General features: G+C 41.1%; 2 protein-coding genes. Both read right to left on the bottom strand.

Annotated features, from left to right (window positions below):
- Positions 1–284, bottom strand: a 284-nt coding sequence (locus QUA38_RS28590) for a 1-acyl-sn-glycerol-3-phosphate acyltransferase (protein WP_333167832.1), incomplete at its 3' end; no start/stop codon positions are given.
- A 734-nt stretch (positions 285–1,018) separates the two neighbouring features.
- Positions 1,019–1,489 carry a transposase gene (locus QUA38_RS28585; protein ID WP_333167834.1) on the bottom strand — a complete coding sequence of 157 codons (471 nt, stop codon included), beginning with the start codon at positions 1,487–1,489 and terminating at the stop codon, positions 1,019–1,021.
- Between the last annotated feature and the right edge of the window lie 790 nt (positions 1,490–2,279).

Here is a 2,279-nt window from a genome sequence, read left to right as displayed (position 1 = left end):
ACTGGGTAAGCACCGTAAAGCGTAATTGCCTGCTTCAAAATAGGAACTTTAAATAACTCTTCCTTTGCCATAAATGCGACAGGTCGCCTCATGCAATTCGACAAAATCGGCGGGTCAAAATCGCTGGCGTGATTGCTGACTACTACCACAGGCCCTTCTGTCGGAACATTTTCTGCACCGTAGATGCGGCCTCGAAAGTACAGGTGCAGCATCGGGCTGACAATTGACCATTTGAATAAATAGTAGAGAAGTAAACTTTCGACGGGTTCGCGACTTTTGTTCACAGAAAAACCTTAAATTTTAAATTACATCGAATATTAGCCTATCAGTTCAGCAATGACAAATGAATAGTATTTTGAGGTTTGTAGGGTTGCGGGCGGTTGGTAACCGCGTCTACACACACAAAACCCACCTATGTGGGTTAAAGAAGAAGTCCGCCTGTGTGAACCTAAGCTTCTGCAGCGCCAGACTTCAGTCTGGTGGACTATTTCACTGAATGTCGGAGGTTTGCAAAGGCTCAATTTCCGGCCAGCATAGCTTTCTGTCCTTCCGAAGAAGTCGCATAGCCCAAGAAATCCTTAACTGCTTGGCTAGGAGGATTTTTGTAGGCATAGTACAACTGCCGCTTCTAAGGATAGTTACCAGCATCCGTCGTCGCACCGTTGACTGGAACAACGCGCACCGTTCTCTGATTAACTACTTGAGCGAATGTGGCATAACCCTTGAGCGAATGTGGCATAACCAATGCTGTTCTTGCCTAAGACTTGCAGCAGGGCTGGGGGGGTGACAAAGAGGCTTAGGATATAGACCAAATAAGGGTTGCAGCCTTCAGAGCTTGTTCATAAAAGCGGCGTTTATTTCGAGTTAACTTCATTAACTGTTGCATCTCCAAAGCATATTGTTCTAGATAATTAACCCACTTTTCGGCATCTACGCCAACACCAAATGTACTCCGTCTACGATATTTCCTCTTCGGTTCTTTGCGACGAGATACATATTTTTGTACCTGCTTCTTTCTCTATTCAGTGCCTTGAAATATTGCGGAACTGTCGGCAAGCGTCATCAGGAGAATCATATTAATAAGTCTGTTTCCTTTTAGGCTAGTCCCTTCCAGATCGTAGCCTTCTTTTTTACAGTCTCGAAACATTTCTTCAATGCCCATGCGCTGCTGATAAGCATTGATTGCTGCTGGCAATGAACCTAAATTCGTGAGAATAAACCAAGCTTCTTTAACTTGATATTTCCCATAATTTTTTTTCCATTTGCAAGCAAGCTCAAATCCGGTGACAGGTCGAGTTTTTCTCACTCTTTTTCCTTGAACATAAAAAGATGTTCTGGGTACTATTCCTCGCTCATATAACCGTTGCCAAATTAAATCGTCCATTTCGATACAATGATTCTTTTGGAGTCTCAAGCAAAACGACACCTCCTTTGATTTAAGACAGTTTGCTAAATCCAAAGAACAAAATTTACGGTCTCCTAAAACGATAACTTTATATTTTTAAAATAATGGTAAGATTTGCTCTAAATTTGTAGTTTGTGACTCCAAGTTACTGTTTCCTAATTTTGGCAGCAGCGACCAGTATAAGGGAACTGCTCTTTTTTCCCAGATTAGGCTAACCATAAAAAGATTAATGCGCCCTTATTGACTGCGGTCAATTGCGATTGATAAACGAGTAGCAACACGACAATAAGTTGTCAACCAATAACTAATTAATGGGAACCAAATTAATGAAATAGTTAAGTTGGGCAAATCCAAAAATCTTTGTAACTTACGTCGCCGACTTTCGCTGGTAATTAGAGAGGGAAATACGCGGGAGAGCCGTTCTAATCTGATTTGTTATTTGGATTGTATCACGGGTAACAAGATTTCAATCAGCTTAAACTGAGCTAACGTTAGTTTTTTTTCTAAATGAATGCGGTAGAATGTTGGTATCATTATTTTTTGGATAGGCAAGCGTATAACAATTTTGCTGACTATCTTTTTTTAGCACACCTTTGCTCAATACTTACTCCCTCTTTGTTTCAGCGTGGTTGTTACCACCCCAGCCATAATATACGGCTTCCAAAACTTGGAGTCTATCCTAATATTCTATTCTTTAATCCGCGGATGCGGACTTCGTTTGTTTAGGCGCGGTTTCTACCGCCGATTCATCGCAAAATTATTTTTTTTCAAACAAAAAGCGCCCCTATTTCTAGGAGCGCTTTTTGATTATCTCAAGTTAAAAATTAACCATTGATAGAAGGAGCAACCATTGCTACTGGGGTGGTTTCACCAG

The sequence above is a fragment of the Microcoleus sp. Pol12B4 genome, assembly GCF_036701385.1.
In the GTDB taxonomy this organism is placed as follows: domain Bacteria; phylum Cyanobacteriota; class Cyanobacteriia; order Cyanobacteriales; family Microcoleaceae; genus Microcoleus.
This window is presented reverse-complemented; position numbering and strand designations above follow the sequence as displayed.